Here is a 21,200-nt window from a genome sequence, read left to right as displayed (position 1 = left end):
TTCCACAAGCAGCTGTTGGAGGGCCAGGGCGAGGGCGTTGCTTCAACGAATTGACACCACCGATCGGTGGATCCGGGTGTGGGAACGGTCCCTGCCCGGCGGTCTACGAAACCGAGAACAAGACCATTGTGGTACAGGGTTTCTCCGTCGACGGAGAACGTGCGGGGATCAGCCTTCCGCCTGGTGAAAACCTGGTCGAGATCCCCCGCTCCATCCTCGAAAGGGCCCTGGCCAGCGACGGATCCTGACCCCGTCCCCGACTCGGGGGTGTCGCGCGTGCGGCGCTTCCCGGGTTCGGAGCGGCCCGCCCGGAACACGAACGACACAAGGGAAAGATCCCATGATCATTAATGTGGAGCAGTTCGGGCGCTACTTTATCGATTTCTCCTCATCGGCCACGCGCATCGAAACCCTCGGAGCCTATGATGTCGGAGAGGAAAGGGAGAACTACGACCTCTGCATGAGCGGTGCGCCGCTGCCGCCAGACCGCAACAGGGAGTGGGCGGACAACATACGGGCGTGCGTGGCCGCGGGAAAGTACATGGGCCGGGTCCACATCATCGACCGCCACCTCACCCCCTACCTCCAGTTCGAGATCGACTGGTACTACGCCGTCAACGGGGCCGCGGGCGAGGACATCCGCTTCATCTTCCGCGAGGACGTCCCCGACCTGGTCTACACCGACACCTGGATCTTCGACGACACCACCGTCCTCGACCTGAGCTACGACGACCAGGGGCGCCTGCTCTACATCAACAACAACGAGGACCCGGTGCGGCTCACGGAGGCCAGGGCCGCGTGGCAGGAGTTCCACCAGCGCTCGTTCCCCCTCGCCGAACTGCTCAAGGCGGTCCGCAACGAACCCCTGGCGGTACCCGGGACCACGGCGCACGCCCAGGCGGCCGGTCGGTAGCGGCTCGTACAGCGGATCGCCCAGGGAGCGGAACACGTCGAGCGCCTCGGCCAGGTACGTCTCCGCCTCCTCGGCACGCTGCGGGCGCGGGGCTGTGGACGCCCGGACGAACGCCGCGCCGGATCGAGGTTCGCCCCAGGACGAACCTTCGCCTCGAAGTTCGCCCCGGGGCGAACCTCGGGCACACAAGGACCCGGCCGCCCGCGGCGGGAGTCGCGGACGGCCGGGCGGTGGACCGGTGCGTCCCGGCGCGTTGGGCGCACCGGTCCGCTCTAGCCCAGCGGGACGGTGACGCGGGCGGGGGACTCCTCGTCCGAACCCACCGTCACCCGGTCCCACGGGTCGTTCTCCTCGCTGTAGCGCAGGTCGCCGCTGTCGACCACCACCGCGAGGCGGTGCCCGGCGGGCACGTCCCACACGATGTCCTGGAGGTCGACGCCCACCTGGACCGGCTCACCCGGCGTGGCGCCGTGCAGGCTGTAGGGCGCGTGCGAGACGAGCGCGCCGCGGCCCCAGGCGTCGATGTCGTACAGGTACACGTACAGCGTCTGGTCGGCGGAGGTCGGCGCGGCCGTGAACTCCGCCCTCGGGGTGCCCGCGATACGGGCGCCGTCGGGGTAGGCGGGGCTGGTCCACACGGCGGAGTGGTAGCGGTCCACCCTGGGCAGGGACACGCCGGTCGGCACGTCGAAGAACTGCTGGAGCGCGCCGGTGAGCAGGATGGTGCCGCTCTGGGCGTTGGTCCCGTACCCGGACCGGTAGCGGTAGCTCCAGCCGGTGGCGGGTTCGTCCGCCATGGCGCCCCGGCTCTGCCAGCGCAGCCAACTGGTGCTCGGCTTGTCCAGGTAGTACTCGTCGGCCTGGCCGGTCACCGACGCCCAGTCCGGGTGGGAGGTCCAGTCGCCGCGGCCGTTGTTGGGCTTGACGCGCACCGGGTCGGCGTCCGCGACCCCGTTGTCCTCGCCCAGCAGGTGGTGGTCGAACCAGTCACCGGCGGCGGACCACACCTCGTCGGGCAGGCCGAGGGCGCCGAAGGCGTCCTGGGTGGCGTGGTCGCCGGGGGCGAGCATGAGCCGCTTGGGGCCCTCCAACGCCTCGTAGAAGTCGGTGATCTGGTTGGGGTTGAAGATCCCGTCGTTCCAGGTGTGGGCCATCATCACGGCGGTGCCGTTGGCGTTGATCGCCCCCACCTTGTTCATCGCGGAGCGGTCCACGCTCGCCTCGACGATGGGCGCGACGTTGCCGTCGCGGTACTCCTCCTCGATCATCCGGAGCTTGTCGCCGGGGCTGCCGGTGAGGTTGCCCGCCAGCAGCAGGAGTTCGGCGGCCTGCTCGTTGATCGTCCGGTTGGGGTACAGCGACGCTTCCAGGTCGGCCCACCCGCTGAGGGCGGCGACGGCGTCCACGCGCTCGTCCTCGGCGGCGGTGAGCAGGCTGATGCCCGCGCCGTAGGAGATGCCGGCCATGCCGATCAGGTCGGGGTCGGCGTCGGTGTTGGCCAGGGCCCAGTCGATGACGGCGCTGGCGTCGGCGCGGTCCTCGGGGCCGGCGACCTCGATACCGCCGCCGGAGTCGTAGAAGCCGCGTGAGGTGTAGGCGACGACCTGGTAGCCGGACTCGTAGGCCAGGCGGTGGGCGGCGCCCACGTAGATGAGGTTGGGGGTGCCCCAGGCGGCGGGCATGACCAGCAGGGGGTGCGGGCCGTCGGTGCCGGGGGTGATGACCTTGGCGGAGAGCCGCGCGCCGTCGTGGCTCATGATCGTCTCGTGGGTGACGGTGACCGTGGTGGCGGCGGCCGGTGCGGCGGGAAGGAGGGCGGCGGTGAGCAGTGCCGCCGTGCCCGCAGACAGCAGGCGGGTGAGGGCGCGGCGGGTTCGGGATCGGGAGGGGGGTGTCTCGGTCGCGGTCCGCAAAGCGGGGAACCTCCGGTACTGGGGGACAGGGGAGAGGCTCCGATGGCGCGCGCCTTCGCCGTCGGGGTCGGTGTGGTGGGGGACACGAGTTACTGTGAGGTAACTTACTCAACAGTAAAGTTAAGGGGTGCGGGCGCGGATGTAAACCCCCTGAAACCCAGCGGATACCGGGATTCGCGGTCCGGGTGCGGTGGCGGTCCCGGTGCGGGACAATGACCGCGTGCGACAACAGCAGCGATCAGTAGTGCTCCTCGGCTCCACCGGCTCCATCGGCACGCAGGCCGTCGACATCGTCCAGCGCAACCCCGACCGCTTCCGCGTGGCGGGCCTGGCGGCGGGCGGCGGCAGGGTGGACCTGCTCGCCAAACAGGCAGTCGAACTCGGGGTCGGTCTGGTGGCCGTCGCCGACCCCGCCAAGGCCCCCGACCTGGAGCGCGTCCTCGCCGAGCAGGGCAGCCGCGCCACCGTCCTCGTCGGCGCCGAGGGGGTCGCCGAACTCGCCGGGGCCGCGTGCGACGTCGTGCTCAACGGCATCACCGGGGCCCTGGGCCTGGAGTCCACCCTCGCCGCGCTGCGCGCCGGGCGCACGCTCGCCCTGGCCAACAAGGAGTCGCTGATCATCGGCGGCCCCCTGGTGCGGGAGGCGGCCCGCCCCGGGCAGATCGTCCCCGTCGACTCCGAGCACTACGCCCTGGCCCAGTGCTTCCCCCGCGTGCCCGAGGGGGAGCTGGCCAGCCTCGCCCAGGGGCACGTGCACGCCCGACGCGGCGAGGTGCGCCGCCTCGTGGTCACCGCCAGCGGCGGCCCCTTCCGCGGCCGGCGCCGCGACGAACTGGCCTCCGTCACCCCCGAGGACGCGCTGAACCACCCCACGTGGAGCATGGGGCCGGTCATCACCGTCAACTCCGCCACCCTGGTCAACAAGGGGCTGGAGGTCATCGAGGCCCACCTGTTGTTCGACATCCCCTTCGACCGCATCGACGTGGTCGTCCACCCGCAGTCCGTCGTGCACTCGATGGTCGAGTACGTGGACGGCTCCACCATCGCCAAGGCCAGCCCGCCCAGCATGGCCATCCCGATCGCCCACGGGATCGGCGCCCCGGACCGGGTGCCCGAGGCCGGGCCGGGCCTGGACTTCACCCGCGCCCAGGAGTGGACCTTCCAGCCACTGGACCACGATGCCTTCCCCGCCGTGCGCCTGGCCGCCGAGGTGGGCGCTGCGGGCGGGACCGCCCCGGCCGTCTACAACGCCGCCAACGAGGAGGCGGTCGACGCCTTCCTCAAGGGAAACCTCGCGTTTCCGGCCATCATGGACACCGTGTCGCGGGTAGTCTCTGAGCATCAGCGGTCGGAGCGATCCCCGGGCGGCCCCCCGGCCCGCCTGACCCTGGACGACGTGTACGCCGCCGACACATGGGCCCGCGTGCGTGCGCGTGAACTGCTGACGGGCCGGAGCTGAACACCGGTTGAGGAGAGCTGCATGGTCGCGTTGATGACCGCGATCGGGATCGTCCTGTTCGTGTTCGGACTGCTGTTCTCGATCGCCTGGCACGAACTGGGCCACCTCTCGACGGCCAAGATGTTCGGCGTCAAGTGCACCGAGTACATGGTCGGCTTCGGCAAGACCCTGTGGTCCTTCCGCAGGGGCGAGACCGAGTACGGCGTCAAGGCCGTTCCGCTCGGCGGCTACGTACGGATGGTCGGCATGATGCCGCCCGCCCGCAGGAGCGGCGGCGACCGCCCGCTCTCCCGCTGGCGGGCCATGGCCGAGGACGCGCGCGAGGCCTCCTTCGTCGAACTGGGCCCCGAGGACCAGGACCGGCAGTTCTACCAGCGGGCGCCGTGGAAGCGGCTCATCGTCATGTTCGCCGGGCCGGGCATGAACCTCGTCCTCGCCGCGATCCTGCTCGGCGTGCTGTTCATGGGCATCGGCGTCCCGCAGAGCACCACCACCATCGGCGCGGTCACCGAGTGCGTCGTCCCCGCCACCAGCACCGCCACCGAGTGCACCGACGAGCACCCGCCGACCCCGGCGGCGGAGGCGGGCCTGGCGGCCGGCGACACCATCGTCGAGGTGGACGGCGTGCCCACCCCCGACTGGAACAGCGCCAGCCAGGAGATCCGCCACTCCCTGGGCGCCACCGAGATCGTGGTGGAGCGCGACGGCGAGCGCGTCCCCTTCGACGTCGACATCATCGAGAACGAGCTGCCCGCGCGCGACGCCGAGGGCGAGATCCTCTACGAGACCGACGCCGACGGCGACTGGGTCCACGACGACCAGGGCTACCGCGTCTACCAGACCGAGACCGTGGGCTTCCTCGGGATCGTGTTCACCCAGGAGCGGTCCACCCTCACCCTGGGCGAGTCCGCCGCCGAGATGGGCGGCATGCTGGTGAGCGTGGGCCAGGCCCTCATCGACCTGCCGAGCAAGGTGCCCGAGGTGTTCGCCGCCGCCTTCCTGGGCGAGGAGCGCACCCAGGACTCCCCGGTGGGCATCGTCGGCATCTCCCGCATCGGCGGCGAGATCATGTCCCAGGGCCTGCCCGTGGCCGATACCGCCGCGATCATGATGCAGATGCTGGCCGGGGTGAACCTCTTCCTGTTCGCCTTCAACCTGGTACCCATCCTGCCGCTGGACGGCGGCCACATGGCGGGCGCGCTCTGGGAGTGGCTCAAGCGCGCCTGGTCGAAGCTGACCCGCCGCCCGGCCCCCGCCCCGGTGGACGTGGCGATGCTGACACCGGTGGCCTACGTGGTGGTGGCGTGCTTCCTGGTGTTCAGCGTGGTGCTGCTCATCGCCGACCTGTTCAACCCCGTGCGGCTCTTCGGCTGACGCCGGAGGGTGAACGCGGGGTTGCGCGCGGGGGAAGATCGGGCCGCCGACGCCCGTTGGGGGAGGTGGCGGACGGTTTCGGCCCCTTGGTCCCCGCGCTGCGGGTAACCTGGGCCCACGCTTTCGGCGGCGGCCCGGTGATCGGCGCCGCGGGCGCGGCCCCGTGCCCGACGGCCGTGCGCCCTGTGTTCTCGCATCCGGACGAATCAAGGCCGCCTCCTCCCGGCGGCAGACGACGAGGTGAATCAAGCGTGTCCGTCGATCTCGGTATCCCCGTAACCCCGCCGCGCCCCCTGGCGACCCGGCGCGTGTCGCGGAAGATCATGGTCGGCAACGTCCCCGTGGGCGGGGACGCGCCCGTGTCCGTGCAGTCGATGACCACGACCCGCACCTCCGACATCAACGCCACCCTCCAGCAGATCGCCGAGCTGACCGCCGCCGGCTGCCAGATCGTGCGCGTGGCCGTGCCCACCAACGACGACGCCGACGCGCTGCCGATCATCGCGAGGAAGTCGCAGATCCCGGTCATCGCCGACATCCACTTCCAGCCCAAGTACGTGTTCGCGGCGATCGACGCCGGATGCGCGGCCGTGCGCGTCAACCCCGGCAACATCAAGAAGTTCGACGACAAGGTCGCCGAGATCGCCAAGGCCGCCGGCGAGGCGGGCACGCCCATCCGGATCGGGGTCAACGCCGGTTCGCTGGACAAGCGGCTGCTGGAGAAGTACGGCAAGGCCACGCCCGAGGCGCTCGTGGAGTCGGCGCTGTGGGAGTGCTCGCTTTTCGAGGAGCACGGGTTCCGCGACATCAAGATCTCGGTCAAGCACAACGACCCGGTCGTGATGGTCAACGCCTACCGGCTGCTGGCCGCCAAGTGCGACTACCCGCTGCACCTGGGCGTCACCGAGGCCGGACCGGCCTTCCAGGGCACCATCAAGTCGGCCGTGGCCTTCGGTGCGCTGCTCTCGGAGGGCATCGGCGACACCATCCGCGTCTCCCTGTCGGCGCCCCCGGCCGAGGAGGTCAAGGTCGGCGCCCAGATCCTGGAGTCGCTGGGCCTGCGTGAGCGCGGCCTGGAGATCGTCTCCTGCCCCAGTTGCGGCCGCGCCCAGGTGGACGTGTACACGCTCGCCGAGGAGGTCACCGCCGGCCTGGAGGGCATGGAGGTGCCGCTGCGCGTGGCCGTCATGGGCTGTGTGGTGAACGGCCCGGGTGAGGCGCGCGACGCCGACCTCGGTGTGGCCTCGGGCAACGGCAAGGGGCAGATCTTCGTCAAGGGCGAGGTCATCAAGACCGTCCCCGAGTCGCAGATCGTGGAGACCCTCATCGAGGAGGCCATGCGCATCGCCGAGGAGATGGGCGAGTCCGTCGAGCCCGGCGAGCCCACCGTCGCCGTCGCGGGCTGAGGCCGCACCGGACACACGCTCCGGGGGCGGGGCCGGGGACAGCCCGGCCCCGCCCCCTCGTGCGTGGGGCGGCCGCGGTCGGGAACGCTTGCACTGGGTGAAAGTCCTACTGCGTCGAGGGGTGCGGGTCACACAGCATGGTGATCCGCGCCACCGACGAAAGGGCACCGGTCCATGGCAGAGTTCGTCCGCAATCAGTGGTACGTCGCCGCCTACGGGGACGAGATCGGCCGCGAGCTGTTCGCGCGCACCATCCTCGGCGAGCCGATCGTGTTCTACCGAGCCGAGGAGGACGGCGCGGTCGTGGCCCTCGCCGACCGCTGCGTGCACCGGCGCTACCCGCTCTCCGAGAGCCGTCTGGACGGCGACCGGATCGTCTGCGGGTACCACGGCTTCACCTACGACCGGCGCGGCACCTGCGTCTCCGTGCCCGGCCAGAAGCGCATCCCGCGCACCGCGCGCGTCCCCGCCTACCCCGTGGTCGAGCAGGACTCGTTCGTGTGGGTGTGGATCGGCGACGCCGACCGGGCGGAGTCCACCCCCATCCCCCGCGCACCCTGGCTGGACGACGCGGGCTACACCGTCGTCAAGGGGATGGAGCCGCTCGCCGCACGCTATGACCTGCTCGTGGACAACCTCCTCGACCTCTCCCACGAGACCTACCTGCACGGCGGCTACATCGGTACCCCCGAGGTCGCCGAGACCCCCATCACCACCGAGGTGGACGAGGCCGGGCGGGTGGTCTACGTCAGCCGCCACATGGCCGACGCCGCCTGCCCGCCGTTCTACGCCGAGTCCACCGGCATCCGGGGCCGCATCACCCGCTGGCAGGACATCGAGTACCGGCCGCCGTGCCTGTACCTGCTGCACAGCCGGATCGCCCCGGTGGGGGTCCTGCCGGGCGACGACGGCACCGACCCCGACGCCTTCCACGTCGAGGTCGTGTACGCCATCACCCCCGAGACCGAGCACAGCACACACGACTTCTGGGCGGTGGCGCGGGACTTCGCCCTCGGCGACGAGGACGTGACCGCGTTCCTGGCCGAGAGCAACCGCACGGTCGTCATGCAGGACGTCGTCGCCCTCGACCTGCTGGAGAAGGTGGTCGAGCAGGAGGCCGACGGCTACCAGGAACTGTCGGTCAACATCGACACCGGCGGGCTGGCCGCGCGCCGCATGCTCAGGGCGATGGCCGCCGAGGGGCGCGGAGAGGCGGCCGGGGCGGCCGGGAGGGCGTGGACATGACGGTGAACCGGCCGATGCTCAGCGGAGAGGGCATCGTGCGCGTCCACTGGGTGCTCGGCACCGACCTGCTCCGGGCGGTGTGCCACTGCGGCGTCGAGCATCTGTTCGAGGACCCGGTCGTGCTCTGGGAGTGGGTGCTGGACCACCCCGTCGGGCACACCCCCGGGCCTGGGGAGGGGGGCGAACCGGAATTCGATGCCCGGCTGGAGAGCAGGGAGACCGTCGCCGAGGGCGTGCTGCGGCTCACATTCACCCGGACGGACGGGGGCGTGTTCGCCCCCTGGGAGCCCGGCGCGCACGTCGACCTGCTGCTGGGGCCCGACCTGGTCCGGCAGTACTCGCTGTGCGGTGACCCCGGAGAGCGCGAGGTGCTGCGCGTGGCCGTGCTGGAGGTCCCCGGCGGGCGCGGCGGCTCCCGGTTCGTGCACGAGCGGCTCGGGGAGGGGAGCACGGTCCGGCTGCGCGGGCCGCGCAACCGCTTCCCGCTCCTGCCCGCGCGGCGGTACGTGTTCGTCGCCGGGGGCATCGGTATCACGCCGCTGCTGCCCATGGTCGCCGCCGCCTCGGCCGCCGGAGCCGACTGGCGGCTGCTCTACGGGGGGCGCACGCTCTCGTCCATGGCCTTCCGGCGGGAACTGGCCGCCCACGGGGACCGTGTGACGGTGGTGCCCCAGGACGAGGCCGGGCTGCTCGACCTGGACTCGCTGCCCGCCGCCCCGGACGGGGACACCCTGGTCTACTGCTGCGGGCCCGAACCGCTCATCGCGGCGGTGGAGGAGCGTGCCGCCGCCTGGCCGCCGGGCACACTGAGAGTGGAGCGGTTCGGGCCGGGGGAGGAACGCGGCGGGCCCGCGCACGCCTTCGACGTCGAACTCGCCGAGACGGGCGTGACCGTCCGCGTCCCCGCAGGCCGCTCGATCCTGGAGGCGGTCGAGGACGCCGGCGTCCAGGTGCTCTCCTCCTGCCGCGAGGGCACGTGCGGGACCTGCGAGACACCCGTGCTCGACGGGGTCCCCGACCACCGGGACGCCCTGCTCACCGACGAGGAGCGCGACTCGGGAAAGATGATGATGATCTGCGTGTCCCGTTCATGCACGCCCCGGCTCGTGCTCGAACTCTGAGGGACCAGCGGGACGGTCTCGGAGAACAGGGGGCGGACGTGGCCGACGAGACGCACGGGGGACCCGACCGGCGGTCGGTCACAGCCAAGGTGCTCGCTCTGCTGGACGCCTTCACCCCCCGTGCGCCGGAGTTGACCCTCACCCAGATGGCCCGGCGGTCGGGCCTCTCCCTGTCCACGGCCTACCGCCGGGCCGCCGAACTCGTGGAGTGGGGCGCCCTGGAACGGGACGCCGAGGGCCGCTACCGGATCGGACTGCGCCTGTGGGAGGTGGCCTCGCTCGCGCCGCGCGGGCTGGGCCTGCGCGAGGCGGCCATGCCCTTCCTGGAGGACCTGTACGAGGTGACGAGGGAGAACGTGCAGTTGGCGGTCCGCGAGGGGCACGAGCTGGTGTTCGTCGAACGCATCGCCGGACGGCACGCCATCCCCGTGCTCACCCGGGTCGGCGGGCGCTTCGACCTGCACTCGACCGGGGTGGGCCTGGTCCTGCTCGCGCACGCCCCCGTCGACGTGCAGGACGGGGTGCTGCGCGGCCCGCTGCGGTCCCACACGCCGATGACCGTGACCGACCCGGCACGGCTCCGGGCCCTGCTCGCCGAGGTCCGCCGCCAGGGGTACGCGGTCAGCGCGGGCCAGGTGACCACCGACGCCCTGTCCGTCGCCGCCCCGGTCACGGGGGCGCGGGGAGAGGTCGTCGCGGCGGTGTCGCTGGTGGTGCGGATGGGCGAGGCCCGCCCCGCGGCGCTGGCACCGGTCGTGCAGGCGGCCGCACGCGGGATCTCCCGGGCGCTCGGTTCGGGCCCGGCGGTGCGCTGATCCGTATCGCCGACACGGATCGGGTGCGCTGTGTGCTCTTCATACAGCTATGAGCGAATCAGGCGCATGCTGTCGAAGAGGGAGCCCCTGGGGTCCGTGTCGCTTCCTGTCTTCGCTCTCCGCAATGGTGACAATGCAGGGAGACGCCATGGCGGGGGAGGACACGGATGCGACGACGAACCCGGGCAGCCGTCTCCGCGGGGGCCCTCCTGGCCGTGTTCGCCACGGCAGCCCCGACCACCGCCCAGGACCCGGCCCCCGACACGGAACAGGCCGCACCCGGCCTCGCCTGGGGGCCATGCGCGGACCTGGAGGCCGCCGAGGGCGAGGCCCTGGAGTGCGCCCGCCTGGAGGTCCCCCTGGCCCGGACCGCCGACGGCGCGCCCGCCGACGGATCGGAGGCCACCGTCGAACTCGCGCTGAGCCGGGTGCCCGCCACCGGCGCCTCCGAGCGCACCCTCCTCGTCAACCCCGGCGGTCCCGGAAGCCGCGCCCGGCACTGGGCCGTGCACACCGCCCGCCGCATGCCCGCCGAACTCCGCGAGACCTACGACGTCGTCGCCTTCGACCCCCGCGGCATCGGCGCCTCCACCCCCGGCATCGTCTGCGACCCCGGCCACCTGGCCCCCGTCCGGCCCGACACGGTGCCCGCCGACGCCTCCGCCGAGGCGGCGCTGCGCGAGGCGGCCGCGGCCTACGCCCACGCCTGCGGGGAGAACACCGGGGCGCTGCTTGACCACATGCGCACCGAGGACACCGCCCACGACCTCGACGCCGTCCGCGCCGCCCTGGGCCGTGAGCGGATCGACTACCTCGGCTACTCCTACGGCACCTATCTCGGCACGGTGTACTCCGCCCTCTACCCGGAGCGGATCCGCGCGCTCGTGCTGGACAGCGCCGTCGGCCCGGACACCCCCTGGTACGAGAGCAACCACCGCCAGAGCCGCGCCCTGGACCGCGCCATCGGCAACTTCTTCGCGTGGACCGCCCGCCACGACGGCGTCTACCGCCTGGGCACCACCGAACGCGCGGTCACCGACGCCTACTACCGCCTGCGTTCGGAACTGGCCGAAGCACCGGACGAGGGCACCGTCGGCCCCACCGAACTGGAGACCGCCGTCCTCGTGGCCGCCTACACCGACGCCGTCTGGCCCGGCGTCGCCCGCGCCCTGTCCTCCCGCGTCAACGACGGCGACCCCGCCGCCCTGGTCGACCTGCACACACGCTTCGGCGATGCGCCCGACGGAGACCGCGCCTACGGCGGCTACCTGGCCGTGCAGTGCACCGACGCGCACTGGCCCGACGACTGGGACACCTGGCGCGGTGACGCCGCCAAGGCACACGTGGCGGCCCCCTTCATGGGGTGGCACAACACCTGGTACAATGCTCCGTGTATGGACTGGCCCGCCGAGTCCGGGGACTGGTTCCAGGTCGGCGACGGCCCGGGGGAGCACCCCGCCTACACCGGCCCCGCCCTGATCGTGCACGGGACCGAGGACGGCGCCACCCCGGTCGAGGGCGCCCACGCCCTGCGCGCCCGCCTGCCCGGATCGGTCCTGGTCACCGAGGAGGGCGGCAGGGTCCACGGCATCACCTTCGGCGGCAACACCTGTGTGGACGAGACCGTCACCGCCTACCTGCGCGACGGGCGCCTGCCCGAGCGCACCGGCCGGGGGCCCGACACCGCCTGTGCGGCCCGGAGCGCACCCGCCCCCCGCACCGGCCAGGGCGCCCCGGCCGCACGGGCCGAACCCGTCGGCCCGGTCTGGCTGGAGCGTTCCGATGAGTGCCGACAGCCGGTCTAATACTCTGGAAGCGGTGCGAACCGGCTCTGGCCCTCCCTTCCGGCGCGCATCGCAGGATCGACAACGATGGGGGATACGCGATGCTTCGGACCTCGCCGGTACGGATCCTCGGCGAGCGGGACCGGCCGGCCGTCAAGGCGATCCTCGACGCCGATCCCGTGGGCAACGTCTTCGTCGCCTCGCGACTGATGGCCACCCGCATCTCCTCGGGTCTCAGCGGCACCGAACTGTGGGGGCACGTCGAGGACGGACGCCTGGGCGCCCTGTGCTACTCCGGCGCCAACCTGGTCCCGATCAACGCCGGACCGTCCGCGATCCGCACCTTCGCCGACCATGCCCGCTGGCGCGGGCGCCGCTGCTCCTCCATCGTCGGCCCGGTCGAGGCCGTCAACGACCTCTGGGAACAGCTCGCCCCCTCCTGGGGCCCCGCGCGCGCCATCCGCGCCAGCCAGCCCGTCCTGGAGATCGACGGCCCCCCGGCCGTGCGCCCCGACCCCGCCGTGCGCCGCGTCCGCCGCTCCGAGCTGGACATCCTGCTGCCCGCCTGCGTCGCCATGTTCACCGAGGAGGTGGGGGTCCCGCCGGACTCCGGCGACGGCGGCGCCCTCTACCGCGCCCGGGTCGAGGAACTCGTCCGCGGCCGACGGGCGTTCGCCCGGATCGAGGACGGGCGCGTGGTGTTCAAGGCCGAGATCGGCGCGGTCACCCCGCAGGCCTGCCAGGTCCAGGGCGTGTGGGTCCACCCCGAACTGCGCGGACGCGGCTACTCCGCCGGGGGGATGGCGGCCGTGGTCCGCTACGCCCTCGCCGAGATCGCCCCCCGCGTCACGCTCTACGTCAATGACTTCAACACCGCGGCGCGCGCCGCCTACCGCAGAGTGGGCTTTCGCCAGGTGGGCGAGGTCATGTCGGTGCTGTTCTGAGAAGGCCGCCCCGAACGGCCGTGCGGGGCGGCGCCGTCTCACGCGAAGGCGAGCACCACCGCCTGGCACAGCACCGAGGCTCCGAACAGAAGGATGCCCCACCGCACCAGCCGATACTTGAGCACCACGATGTGCGCTATGGCGCGCAGTTGGGAGACCACACGGTCCAACGTGTGGTCGCTGGACACCGCCAGCGCCCTGAGCAGCGCCCCGTCATCGGCATAGGCGGCGACGTCCCCGTAGAAGCCCACGATCTCCGTCCGCCCGGCCCGGTGCACGGTGCGGGGCAGGACCGCGAAGCCGAAACACCCCGCTCCCAGAAGAGCCGTGAGCGCGCCGCCCCACCAGAGCGCGCGCCAGAGCGGACCCAGCCCCTCGGGCTGGCCGCCCCCTCCCAGAAGCGAGGCGAAGAGCGCGCCGATCACGACACCGGCGGCGGCCAGCAGGATGGCCGCCTTCTGGTCGGCCCGGGCCAACTCCTCCCGGGTCTCCGCGAGCAGGGCCGCCGTGTAGGCCCGGACCCGCTCCTCGTGCTGATCGGCCTCCGGTGGATCGGACCGGCGGCGCAGGAAGTGCGACCGTCCAGCCATCACACCTCACCCGCCGCCCGCTCGCCGTTCTCCCGCAGCCGCCGTGTCAGGCGGTCGGGATGGTAGACGGTCAGGTTGTGGACCACCACTTCCAGAGTGCCCACCAGAGGGGGGACCGCCGGCGCGTCGTCGGAGTCCCCGGGCAGTTCGCGCCCGAACATGTCGCCGCGCAGGTCGTACAGGGCCTGGGCCAGGCGTTCGGCCTGCGCATTGCCCGACTCCACCTCCGCGTGGCACCGGTGGTGCACCGACTGCCAGGCCCTGGTGTGGGCACGGATGGCGGCACGGGCCCGCCCCCTCTCCTGCCGCCAGCGACGCGCGACGCGGCGGTTCTCCCGGCGCCGCTCGCGGGCGGCGCCGCGTTCGGAGGACCTCCTCATGAGTGATCCGGGGGAGGTCTCCGCCCGGTGGTCCGGTGCCCTCGGCGGCACCAGAGCGAGGGAGACGATCACCCCGACCGCGGCGCCCAGGGCCGTCAGCGGTGGGTCACCGGTCCACACCAGGGTCCACAGGGCCAGGACCACCGCGGTGGTCGCCGCCCCGCACACGAACACCAGGGCCGCCGGAACCGACCACCGCTCGTCGTCGCCCCGCCGGGACCCCGCTGCCGTGTGCGCCGCGGACGCCGTACGCCGCAGCGCGTGCGCCGCACCGGCGGTGGCCAGGACGGTCAGGGCACCGGGAACCCACAGCAGTGCCGGCTCCCAGGGAACCGTCACCGGAGGCCGGAAGGGCCCCTGGAGGAGGTGGGCACCCGCAGCCGCCACGAGGACGGCATTCACCAGGGCCAAGGCGCCGCGGGCGAGCACCCCCCAGGTGAAGACCGTCGGCTCCTCCGGTTCGGGGGGCTCCCCGTCCGGCTCCGTCCCGTCGTCGAAGGCTTCGGGCATGGGGTCGGGCGGAGCGACCAGAGCGTGGTCGGCGTCCGTCGCGTCGCGCTCCTCCCGGGGCGGAGGGTCGGTGTCGTCGAGCCGGTCCAGGGCCTCCTCGGCCGCCGAGTGGCTCTGCGCCAGGGCCCGCGCCTCCTCGGCCATCTCCCACAGGCGCGCACGGGTGGCGGCGTCCTGTGCGGCCTTGGGAGCATCGGCGGGTGTCGTCTCGGTCATGATTCCCTCTCCGCGTCGGGAACGGTGCCGCGGCTCTCAACGCTTCCGTGCGCGCCGTCGAAGTCCTCCACCTCCGGCAGCGGGACGGACAGCGCTTCGAGCCGTTCGTTGAGTCCGTCCAGGTCGATCCGGGCGAGCCGCTCATTGACCGTGTGGACGGACGCCAGTGCCGGGAGCGGCACCGGGATGTCCCCGAACACCTGGAAGAACGCGCGGATCTCCTCGTCGTCGGGGACCCGGCTGAGGCGTTGGACGCCCGGCCCCGCGTCGTCTAGGACCGCGGGGGCCGGGGCGTTGCCGCCTGAACGGCCCGACCTGTGCCGTGCGGGCAGGACGGCCATGCTCCAGGCGTGGTCCAGCTCGTTGCGGGCGAGCCCCATAGCCTCGTCTCGGCGCCCCTGGAGGGAGTAGGAGTGCTGTTCGGCCTTCTCCACCGCCTTGCGGGTTCCCGTCACGGCCTCTTCGAAGTCCTGCCGGGCCTTCTTCACACCGCGCAGGGCGGCGGCCCGCCGGTCGATGTAGGGGTTCTGTTCGACTGCCTTCATGACCATGGCGCCCAGGCCCAGGCTGAGGATGAGCCAGGCGACGGCCACTTCCGGGACCGCACTGAAGTCGTCCAGGGCCCGGTAGTAGCCGAACCAACCCACCAGTGCCAGCGTCGACAGGGCCATGAGCAGACCTGCCAGGGGGAGGACGCTCCTTTTCAGCACACGCCCGATCCGTCGCGCGGCGACCCGGGCCCGGGAACGGTCGTCCGCGGTCTCGGGGCGTTCGGCAGCCCCGGCCAACTCGGCGCGCAGATACCAGAGGTTCCGCCCCAGAAGCAGGCCGCACACCCACACCAGCATCGCCACCAGCGCGCCGAGCAGGGGGCCGACGGCCAGAATCTGGAGCTGGTCGGTTTCCGGGTCCAGCCCCCAGTAGTAGGCGGTGAACTTGTAGAAGAACCACATGTCCAGGATCGCGAAGGCGACGATCGAGACGTAGACCAGCACCATGAGCAGGCGTTGGGGAGGCTGCTTCAGCTTGTCGGGGACATGGGCGAACCGCTCCTTCAGGTCACGCAGCTTTGCCGAACCCGTGTGTATCCGGTGTTCGGCGTGGGCCCTGAGCCGTTCCAGCCCGGCCACCTCCTGCTTGGCCTTCGCGTAGGACTCGGTCGCGCCGCACGCCTGCGCCCTCAGGCTGACGCCCTGGTCGATCAGTACCTGGGTGGCGTTCTGGCGCGCACGCACCAGACAGGCCATCTCTCCGGGTTCCACCAGGTTCGGGTCACCGTCCTGGACGGGTTCGCCCCGGCCTTCGACCAGCTCGTCCACCATCGACCGGCCGACCGGGCTGATCGGGTGCGGGTTGTAGCGGCGGTCGATCCGGTAGGGGTAGTCGTCCGGGTCGCGGCCCTCCGCCTCCCGGTCGTATCCGTAGGGGTCGACGACATACTCGACGTCGTCGTCGGAGTTCGATTCCGTCATGGCTGTCAGGCCTCCTCGGAGGAGAATTCGACGACCACGCGCCGGTTGGCCGTCGGGCAGGGGTGGTCGACGTCGTCGTTGTCGGTGTAGTCGCCCGGGCAGGCGAGGTCGCGCTCGCCCCGGCCCACGGCGGTCACGTCGGAGAAGCCGTGGTCGGCCAGATGGTCGGCGACGTACTCGGCGCGGCTGAGGGAGAGCCGGTCATTGTAGGTGTCACCGCCCTGTGAGTCGGTGTGACCGGTCACCGTCACGGTTCCGGCGCAGTCACGGTTGCGTTCCGCCAGCTCGTCGAGGAGGGCGAGGGCCTCGGGGTGGGCGGTCGCCGAATCGTGGGGGAACAGCAGGTCCCCCGGCAGTTCCTGTATCTCGCACGGCTCCTCCCATTCGGGGACGTGCACGGGGGCGTCCTGCGTGAACTCCGGGGCGGGGCCGTCCATCGTCTCGGCGTCGTGGGTTCCGACGGGCTGTCCGACGGCGCATTCGGCGGCGGATGCCTCGCACACCTCACGCCAGAATTCGGTCAGCCAGACGTCGCTCCGCCGGTCGCCGTCCTCCGAGTAGGCCATCATCAGGTGGATGTCGACCTCGGTTCCGGCCAGGTCGCCCTCGGGCCACTCGTTGCTGTCGCGGCAGAGGTCCACCGCCTCCGCGGCGGCCTCGGGGGCTTCGGCCCACTCGTCCGCCAGTTCGGTGAGATCGAGGCAGCCGCCGTTGGCCAAGCCGTCGGTCACCACCACCAGGTGGCGGAGCACGCCCTCCGCCTCGCGTCCGGTGACGAAGCGGGCCTCGCCGCCGGCGATGCCGCCGAGCACGTCGGTGCCCTCGGCCACCGGGCCGTCGGAGAGCGCATCGGTCAGGTACACGTCCCGGACGCAGTCGGCGAAGGCCTCCCGCTCGTCGTCCACCCGGTCCTCGACCACGTCGGTTCCGGGCAGTTCCCAGGTGGTGGCCGAACTGCGACCGCCCGTACCGTCGAACAGCCCGAGCGTGACCAGGCGTCGTTCGGACTTGCCGTAGAGCTCCTCGTCGATGATGAGATCGGCCAGGACCTGCCTCAGGTCCGGCATGCCGTCCTCTCGCTGCCACAGGGAGGAGGAGCGGTCGACCATCACCACACGCTCGGCGGTCACCCCCTCCGCGGAGAGGGAGGCGGAGCCGTGGTCGCACGGGTCCGGCTCGTCCGGTATCAGCGAGCTACAGCCGGACAGAGCGAGGATGAATGCCAACAATGCAGATACTGGGAGCGGGAAACGGCGGACGGGGGGCATCGGAGTCCTCCAGGGGGTCGGTTCTGATTCGAGTTCACCGCCGGAGCCTGGCCCGGACCCCCTACCAGTAGGGGGTCCGGGCACCGGATCACCGGTCCGTTCCGTTGCCGGAGAGCCCTTCGGAGCGTGTGTCCGCCAGGTCGGGGACGCCCAGGGTCTTCATCAGCCGGTCCAGGGCCGTGTCCGCTCCCAGGGCGAAGTCCATGGTGCGGACACGGCCGTCGGCGCCGTCCGCGGCCCACAGGTACTCGGCGAGCTCCTCGTGGAGCTTCTTGGCCTGTGCGTGCCGCTGCATGATCTGCTGGACGATGATCCTCGCCGTCTCCTCCGGCTCCTCGCTGTGGGCCAGTTGGAGGGCCAGGAGTTCGGTCCAGCGGGCCTGGTTGGGGTCGTCCACGCCCATGGAGACCAGCAGCGCGGTCAGTACGTCCCGCCAGGCCCGTTGGAGGGACGTCCGCGTCTCCAGACTCTGGCGTTCCACGACCCCCTTACCGGCGGCGATGGTGGCGGACGCCCAGATCTGCTGCTGCAACCGCCGGATCTCGGGGCAGGAGTCGACCCACAGGAACACCTCCATCTCGTAGCCGTCGTCACTGGGCACGTGGATGTTGCGTGAGCGGTGCTCGTCCACCCGGCCCGCGGTCGAGTCGGTGTTGGTGGGTTTGGCGACCCGCATGCGGGTCGCCAGCAGCTCGGGGACCACCGTGTACAGGTGGTCCTCCAGCTCGGCGGCCTGGAACGGCGCGAACGTGCGGGCGATGGGCCGGATCAGGGTGATCAGCTCCCGGCGGATGGACTTCTGGCGCTCCTCCACCGCTTTCTCGACCCGCTCCCGGGACTCCTGCACGTTGCGCTCGCTGTCGTCGGTCACGTGGCCCCTCCAGACCACGTTCGCCTGCACCTCGAAGGTGAAACCGTCCCCCTTGGCGGGGGTGCGGAACGTCCGAAGCTTCTCCGAGGGCACCACGAAGGGCTTCGAGATCAGGGGGCCGGGTTCGGGAAGGCGCGTGGTCTCCTGTTGGTCCGCCGGCTGGTCCGCCGCCCACGCGCCGAGCCAGCGCAGGAAGCGCCGCCACTGTTTCCGCCAGGTTCGGGGCGACCACCACGTGCGCCCTCCCCGGTCACGGTCATCGGTCATCGGAACCCTCCTGGGGCCTCGGTGTCGGGGAACTGGTCGGGAGCGACACGGTGGCGCAGTCTGCGGTAGGTGCCCAGCTCCTTCCACAGGAGCTTCAGCCGGAGGTCGCCACCGATCTCCCGGAACAGGTCGTCGAGGAAGCGGCGCATGCCTGCCGTCGCGGGCGGGGCGGCCCCGGTGTCGCCATGGGCCGTGCCCGGCGGGTGGGCTTGGAGGTCCCACCGGAAGAGCCTGCGCCAGGCGAGCTGTCTGGTGTCGGGGTGGCTCAGTGAGGCGATCCAGAGTGAGCGGATTCCCTCACGGGCTCCCAGCGGAAGCTCCGCCCCATCGGAGGACAGCCACAGGAGCAGGTCGAACGGGGCGGTGTCACCCTCCACATGCCCGGCACCCGCCCATTCCCGCGGTGCATCGCCACGGATCGCGGCGATGCCGAGCATCACACGGCACGCCATGAGGAGCAGCGCGGGCGAGCGCTCGTCCACCCAGCGGCACAGCTCTTCGACCACCTCTTTCCGGGCCCCGGAACGGTAGGCGTCCGTCGTGCTGGACACCAGCACGTTCCCGTAGAACTCCGAGAGCTTGTACAGCTCGGTGGCGGTCTTGGGGGACGCCAGCAGCAGGGCGATCCTCCGGGTGCGGATGCTCAGGTGGGCGGCCTTGCGCAGGACGTCGCCGAGGTCGTCGCGGACGGGCGGTACCGTCGAGACGTAGGTGCCGTAGGCCATCATCGCGGTGATCCACCTGGGGAAGTGTGCGGGAGCCGCCCGGCCGCTTCCATGCGCTTCCTCCAGCCGCTCCGGGTCGGCCCAGGCGCGCAGCTTTCGGGCCACGTTCGAGACGATGCGGCCTCGGGGATCGTCGGGCCCTGAGTCGTCGAGGGTCCCGGGGGTGGGCGACTGGTTGAAGACCAGCCTCTCCAGCAGCCAGGACGACGCCCACAGGCAGTGCACGGGAGGGTCGTGGTCGACCCAGTCGTGCCACCGTTCCACGGTCCGCTCGAACACCGTGCTCTGCTCGTACGCGGCGAGCTGGGCCAGGGCCTGTGTGGCGGAGAGCACCGCCCCGATGGTGGAGTTCTCGTCCTCGCAGAGCAGGGCCAGCCACTCGACCAGGGATTTCTGTGTCCGCGAGTACTCGAACCAGGTGACGTGGAGCAGCGCGGCGCCGAGTTCGGGTTGGGGGAGTACCAGGACAGGACCCTGGTCGGTCACCTCCTCGACCCGCATGTGCCGCAGTCGCCGTTCTCCGGGCTCGGTGAACTGGGGAGGTGCCGCCGGTCGCTCCTCGCGCCCCTCCTCCAGGACGTCGGCCAGGACCTCGGCCGCGGCACTGATGGTGCTTTCCGGGTGGCCGCTCAGAACCGCGCCGGCCAGGATGTGGGACTGGTCACGGGGGGTGCGTGCGGCATCGGTGGTGGCGAGAAGTCTCCGCGCGTACTGGTCGAGCCAGTACCTCCTCTGATCCGCGGCGGCCTTGTCGATCGATCCGGCCTCGCCCTGGTCCGCGAGATCGAGAGTTCTGGCCAGCAGCACGGCCTCCTCAGGGAAGGTCATGGACCTGAGCCAGGCGGTGGCGCTCGCCGCGTCCGGCTCGGTTCCCGATTTGATGCCCTGGACCGTCCTCCGCGCCTTCTCCCCGGGCTGTTCGTCGCGCCCGGCCATGAGGAAGGCCAGGTGACGTCCGATCACTGTGTCCAGTGGCGGTCCCATGTGGTCGACGACCAGCGGGGCCAGGTGCGTGGCGAGCAGGGGCTCGTCCACGAGGACGACGGCGCGCTTGCCCGATGAGGCGAACCCGCCGAAGGCGGCGCGGAACTCCGCTTCGGTGGCTGTGCGGGGCCACTTCGCCCCGGTGGCGTCCAGGAGGAAGCCCGGCCCGTGGCTGTCCGCCTCGACCTGTGCGTGGAGTTCGGTCAGATCCTCACCGCAACGCAGGATGCTCACGCGCCGTTCGTCTCCCGATGCGAGCACCGCCTGGTCGAGGCAGTACAGGGCGCTGGTGCGGCGTCCGGACAGGGCGGTGCCGCGCAGGAACACGACACCCTCCTTGCCGAGGGTGCGCATGAGCAATTCGTCCGAGGGGGCGGCGACGTGGCGTCCGGAGATGCCGTCGAGGTCCTGTTCGCTGTAGTGGCCGCTTCGAGGGGCGCGCTCGGTGTTGTACAGGAAGTAGTTGTTGAAGTCGCCGCCCACATGGCCGAAGCTGGCGCCAAAGGAGGCTGAGGCGTTGACGTTGCCGAAGGAGTGGCGGCTCGACCCGTAACCGAGGTTGTGCCCGTCGTGGGACCTCCCCTTCCTGCGGGCCTTCTGCGTGTCCTCGTTGTTGCGGAGCTCCTCTTCCTTGATGTTGGCCCAGCCGGGGGGCTGTTCGTCCGCCTCCTGCGCCTTCCGTGCCCGGTCCTTCCGTTCCTTCGTCTCGTGTTGTTCCCGGCCCTCCTCCCCGTCCTCCTGGGCGTGCTGTCCGAGGAGCGGCGGGGGGGCGGGGAACCGTTGGGCACCCGGCCATTCGGCTTTGGGACCCGTATCGGGTTCCAGGGCGGGGGGTTCGTCGGGGCCGTCGTCCTGGGCGGTGCCGCGGGGCTCGTCCTCGTGGTCGCGTCCGCGCTTGCGCGAGTCCTTGCCGTTGGCGTCCTTCTTGGCCATGGGTGGACCT

The 21,200-nt window shown here is 71.6% G+C and carries 16 protein-coding genes; 9 read left to right on the top strand and 7 right to left on the bottom strand.

From position 1 onward, the window contains the following. The first annotated feature begins 340 nt into the window (after nucleotides 1–340). Nucleotides 341–913, top strand: a complete 573-nt coding sequence (locus tag ACFHWE_RS21220; protein WP_416603540.1) for a DUF6879 family protein — start codon at nucleotides 341–343, stop codon at nucleotides 911–913. 272 nt (nucleotides 914–1,185) lie between these two features. Here the strand turns inward: ACFHWE_RS21220 and ACFHWE_RS21215 are convergent, their stop codons facing one another. Beyond that, nucleotides 1,186–2,826, bottom strand: coding sequence for a CocE/NonD family hydrolase (locus ACFHWE_RS21215; protein ID WP_416603538.1), 1,641 nt, complete (start codon nucleotides 2,824–2,826; stop codon nucleotides 1,186–1,188). Between the two features lie 244 nt (nucleotides 2,827–3,070). Between ACFHWE_RS21215 and dxr the strand changes: the two genes are divergently transcribed. The 8 genes from dxr (at nucleotide 3,071) to ACFHWE_RS21175 (ending at nucleotide 12,974) form a co-directional block, all read left to right on the top strand. Next, nucleotides 3,071–4,285, top strand: coding sequence for a 1-deoxy-D-xylulose-5-phosphate reductoisomerase (gene dxr / locus ACFHWE_RS21210; protein WP_416603546.1), 1,215 nt, complete (start codon nucleotides 3,071–3,073; stop codon nucleotides 4,283–4,285). A 21-nt stretch (nucleotides 4,286–4,306) separates the two neighbouring features. Then, nucleotides 4,307–5,659 carry a M50 family metallopeptidase gene (locus tag ACFHWE_RS21205; protein WP_416603537.1) on the top strand — a complete coding sequence of 451 codons (1,353 nt, stop codon included), beginning with the start codon at nucleotides 4,307–4,309 and terminating at the stop codon, nucleotides 5,657–5,659. 251 nt (nucleotides 5,660–5,910) lie between these two features. Next, nucleotides 5,911–7,065 (top strand): flavodoxin-dependent (E)-4-hydroxy-3-methylbut-2-enyl-diphosphate synthase, encoded by a 1,155-nt coding sequence (gene ispG / locus ACFHWE_RS21200; RefSeq protein ID WP_416603536.1) that lies wholly within the window; start codon nucleotides 5,911–5,913, stop codon nucleotides 7,063–7,065. Between the two features lie 174 nt (nucleotides 7,066–7,239). Then, nucleotides 7,240–8,310, top strand: coding sequence for a Rieske 2Fe-2S domain-containing protein (locus tag ACFHWE_RS21195; protein WP_416603535.1), 1,071 nt, complete (start codon nucleotides 7,240–7,242; stop codon nucleotides 8,308–8,310). Continuing rightward, nucleotides 8,307–9,431 (top strand): PDR/VanB family oxidoreductase, encoded by a 1,125-nt coding sequence (locus ACFHWE_RS21190; protein ID WP_416603534.1) that lies wholly within the window; start codon nucleotides 8,307–8,309, stop codon nucleotides 9,429–9,431. The genes ACFHWE_RS21195 and ACFHWE_RS21190 overlap by 4 nt, the downstream gene beginning before the upstream one ends. Nucleotides 9,432–9,469: 38 nt before the next feature. After that, entirely contained in the window at nucleotides 9,470–10,246 is a 777-nt protein-coding gene (locus ACFHWE_RS21185) for an IclR family transcriptional regulator (RefSeq protein WP_416603533.1), read from the top strand. A gap of 167 nt (nucleotides 10,247–10,413) precedes the next feature. Next, complete coding sequence (locus ACFHWE_RS21180) at nucleotides 10,414–12,051, top strand: alpha/beta fold hydrolase (RefSeq protein ID WP_416603531.1); 1,638 nt, start codon at nucleotides 10,414–10,416, stop codon at nucleotides 12,049–12,051. 80 nt (nucleotides 12,052–12,131) lie between these two features. Continuing rightward, on the top strand, nucleotides 12,132–12,974 hold the full coding sequence (locus ACFHWE_RS21175; RefSeq protein WP_416603529.1) for a GNAT family N-acetyltransferase: 843 nt from the start codon (nucleotides 12,132–12,134) through the stop codon (nucleotides 12,972–12,974). Between the two features lie 38 nt (nucleotides 12,975–13,012). On the opposite strand, the gene ACFHWE_RS21170 is transcribed toward ACFHWE_RS21175, so the two are convergent. The 6 genes from ACFHWE_RS21170 to ACFHWE_RS21145 form a co-directional block, all read right to left on the bottom strand. Further along, nucleotides 13,013–13,564, bottom strand: coding sequence for a Pycsar system effector family protein (locus ACFHWE_RS21170; RefSeq protein ID WP_416603528.1), 552 nt, complete (start codon nucleotides 13,562–13,564; stop codon nucleotides 13,013–13,015). Continuing rightward, nucleotides 13,564–14,670, bottom strand: a complete 1,107-nt coding sequence (locus ACFHWE_RS21165; RefSeq protein WP_416603527.1) for a hypothetical protein — start codon at nucleotides 14,668–14,670, stop codon at nucleotides 13,564–13,566. The genes ACFHWE_RS21170 and ACFHWE_RS21165 overlap by 1 nt, the downstream gene beginning before the upstream one ends. Continuing rightward, complete coding sequence (locus tag ACFHWE_RS21160) at nucleotides 14,667–16,142, bottom strand: hypothetical protein (protein ID WP_416603526.1); 1,476 nt, start codon at nucleotides 16,140–16,142, stop codon at nucleotides 14,667–14,669. Before ACFHWE_RS21160 ends, ACFHWE_RS21165 begins: the two co-directional genes overlap by 4 nt. Before the next feature lie 5 nt (nucleotides 16,143–16,147). Continuing rightward, nucleotides 16,148–17,368 (bottom strand): OmpA family protein, encoded by a 1,221-nt coding sequence (locus ACFHWE_RS21155; RefSeq protein ID WP_416603525.1) that lies wholly within the window; start codon nucleotides 17,366–17,368, stop codon nucleotides 16,148–16,150. 130 nt (nucleotides 17,369–17,498) lie between these two features. Then, the gene (locus ACFHWE_RS21150; RefSeq protein ID WP_416603524.1) at nucleotides 17,499–18,548 is read right to left on the bottom strand and encodes a hypothetical protein; all 1,050 of its coding nucleotides are present in this window, start codon (nucleotides 18,546–18,548) and stop codon (nucleotides 17,499–17,501) included. Further along, on the bottom strand, nucleotides 18,545–21,190 hold the full coding sequence (locus ACFHWE_RS21145) for a hypothetical protein (RefSeq protein ID WP_416603523.1): 2,646 nt from the start codon (nucleotides 21,188–21,190) through the stop codon (nucleotides 18,545–18,547). The genes ACFHWE_RS21150 and ACFHWE_RS21145 overlap by 4 nt, the downstream gene beginning before the upstream one ends. Between the last annotated feature and the right edge of the window lie 10 nt (nucleotides 21,191–21,200).

The sequence above is a fragment of the Nocardiopsis sp. LOL_012 genome (genome assembly GCF_048060475.1).
GTDB lineage: Bacteria > Actinomycetota > Actinomycetes > Streptosporangiales > Streptosporangiaceae > Nocardiopsis.
This window is presented reverse-complemented; position numbering and strand designations above follow the sequence as displayed.